This window comes from Oerskovia sp. NPDC060287, from assembly GCF_042726775.1.
Lineage (GTDB): Bacteria > Actinomycetota > Actinomycetes > Actinomycetales > Cellulomonadaceae > Oerskovia > Oerskovia merdavium.
In genome coordinates this window covers 1-2,685 of sequence record NZ_JBHXBO010000371.1, presented here as the reverse complement: position 1 = coordinate 2,685, position 2,685 = coordinate 1, and the positions used below count along the sequence as shown (strand labels likewise).

Genomic DNA, 2,685 nt, shown 5'->3' with positions numbered 1-2,685 from the left:
TACTGCCCTGGAGACGGGGTGGGAGAGTAGGTCGCCGCCGGACAACCATTCACCAAAGGCCCACCCCACACGGGGTGGGCCTTTGGCATACCCCCGCACATCCCGGCCACGCCGGCACCGCACGGCCCTCTGCACCACGCGGCCCTCTGAACCACACGGTCCTCTGGACCGCCAGCCCGTACACCCAGCCCCGAGCACACCTGTGCCCGGGGCATTCCTGTACCCAGGGCTCCGTCGTCAGTACTGCACCGGGCCATACCGCGCTCACCTTCTGACAGCATCACCGCCACCCCTACCGGCAGAGTGTCGGTGTCTGAGGGTGCACTATTCATCCCTGCCGCTCCGTTCATCGCTCGTTGCGGTGCACGCCGCGAGGTAGTCGGCCCAGCCGGTCTGGGAGTGGACGGCCCATTTCGCGGCGGTGCTCTGGCTTAGTCCATGCCTGCCAACTCTCCAGCCCGGGCCTCCGACACCGAGACCGCACCGACGCCCGACTGCGAACCGCCGCGTACTAGCTTTCATGTGGCTCAGGCCGCTGGGGTTGAACGATTACGGCGCGCATGCCAGGATCTGCACGTCTGCAGCGCCATCGAGGGGGTGCGTCCGAAGTATGGCAAAGGGTCCTTCCACCCTGCGCATCGTCGCGCTTCTGTGCGTTCTTGTGATGGCCTCGGCTTGCAGTGGCGAGGAACCGCCGGCGCCGAGGGCGACGTCTATCGCGATCGACGCCTTTCTTTCGAGCGAGTCGACACTGGAGCCTCCGCCGGAGGGCACGAGTCAGGTTCTGATCGACGCATCCGCGCACCCGCCGCAGCTCACCGTGACGCTCTGGGGAAGCACGAGCTGCCCCGCGTTCCCCACGGCGATCGAATGGGCGAACTCCAGCACGCTCGAGATCACCATGCGGGCCCCTGACGGGTCTCAGGGCTGCACCGCTGACCTTTCCCCCTACAGCCACGTGATCGTCCTGCCGGAGGGAGGAGACGCCTCAAGCGTGAAGTTCGCACGGATCGCCGACGAGAGAATCCCAGTTGCTTTCCAGGAGGACCAGTGAACTGCACGTTCTTGCGAGTCTCTACCGTAGCGATCGCCGCAACACTGTTCGGCGGGAGCGCAACCTTGTCCGCGGCAGACTAACTCCCGGATGTCACGGTCGTACCCGACGCCGAGGTCCTCGCCGGCCCCGACTCAGGCATCGACCCGAACCGGCTCGAAGATCTCCTCACGCACGAGCCCATCGCCGAGGAGCTGGCGAACACGATCGAGACGATTCAACGCACCTAAGGTGAGGCCGACAGGTTCGGCACGGTGGCGTTGATCGAGGATCGTCAGCGCAACTCGGTGACCTGGTACGGCGACGTCCCTGCAGACATCGTGTCCGCCCCCGCCGCTGTGCCCGGCGATCTTTCACCGGCACTTCACCCCGACCAGCGAGTTGCATCAGACTCGAGTACCGCGCACTTGACCATGTGTCAGAACTGGCACCTGGCCATACCCCGCTCATCTTCTGACAACCCTCCTGGGAGTCGACCTGCCGACACCGAGTGGAGCACGCTGACATCGATGTCCGGGGTGACCGACAGGGTCCTCGAGAGCCCTCGCGATCGGGCAAGGACATCGCCAGACTCGCGTCCTCCGGGGAGCCTCGTGACGGAGCGGATCCGGGCGTTCGAGGCGAACGGTCCTTGGCACGTGCGCGACGACCGACCTGGTGCCTGTCCTCGAGCTACAGGATGCGTCGGAAGAACACCGCGGGCTCGGCCACCTCGAGCGACTCCAGCTCCGCCACGAGGCGGATGAAGTGCTCGGTCTGCGTGTGAGCCCTCAGGTGATCGCGGGACTCCCACTCCTCGGTGAGGAGCAGCGAGGTCGGGTGGTCCTCCAGCTGCAGGAGCTCGTACGAGAGACAGCCTGGCTCGCGCCGGGTGGCGGCGACCAGCTCCTCATAGACCGCAAGTGCTCGAGGAAGATCGGCCTCCTGCACCATGCAGGGGACGTGTACGCGGATCAAGGAGTCTCCTCGAGGGGGAAGGGGGAAGGGGGTGGCGTGCGGGCGGACGACCTCGTCCTGCGTGGTGTCCCGCGGTCCGCCCACGGATGCACGGCGGCCGCCCGGGACGCCCGCCCGGTCGACCGTACTCGCAACCACAGCGCGCCGGCGCCCCGGTGCCATCAGTCGACAACGAGACGTCCACAGGTCGGCACTCATGGACCCGTGCTGCGGGCCGCGGGGGACCGCAGCACCCTGAGACCTCTCGTCAGCCCGGGGTCAGCCGGTGGTCGGCCCATGGCGGCACCCGAAGCGCGGGACCCCGGCACGAGGACGCGGTGACCGGGGTCACCCCGAGCGGGTTTGACCAGAGGGAGGTCCCCCAGTAATGTTCTCTGAGTCAGCCCGGCAGGGAGGAACAGACACCACTGCGAAGCTCCTCGGAGCCGCCGCGAAGTGGCTGGATCCCCCGGGTGAGCCAAACTTCCTTGAGACTTCTGAGGACATTCGTGTCCTCGAGGAGTAGGGAATGTGGCCGACTTGGAAGGCTCACTTCACAAGAAATCATGAAGTTGGAAAGCCCCGGAGAGTCTGATAAGATTAAGAAGTTGCCCCGAGTGAAGGCCTGGAAACGGGTTGGAGTCGGTGCGTGTCGGTTGCTTGAGAACTCAACAGTGTGCTTGATAGTTAATGCC

Annotated in this window: 2 protein-coding genes; one reads left to right on the top strand and one right to left on the bottom strand. The window is 65.8% G+C overall.

Going from position 1 to position 2,685, the window contains the following annotated elements; all coding sequences use genetic code 11:
- The first annotated feature begins 610 nt into the window (after window positions 1-610).
- Window positions 611-1,054: a hypothetical protein gene (locus tag ACFWFR_RS18985; RefSeq protein WP_377624139.1), complete on the top strand. Its 444-nt coding sequence runs from the start codon at window positions 611-613 to the stop codon at window positions 1,052-1,054.
- A 672-nt stretch (window positions 1,055-1,726) separates the two neighbouring features.
- Here the strand turns inward: ACFWFR_RS18985 and ACFWFR_RS18980 are convergent.
- The gene (locus ACFWFR_RS18980; RefSeq protein WP_377624137.1) at window positions 1,727-2,011 is read right to left on the bottom strand and encodes a putative quinol monooxygenase; all 285 of its coding nucleotides are present in this window, start codon (window positions 2,009-2,011) and stop codon (window positions 1,727-1,729) included.
- Between the last annotated feature and the right edge of the window lie 674 nt (window positions 2,012-2,685).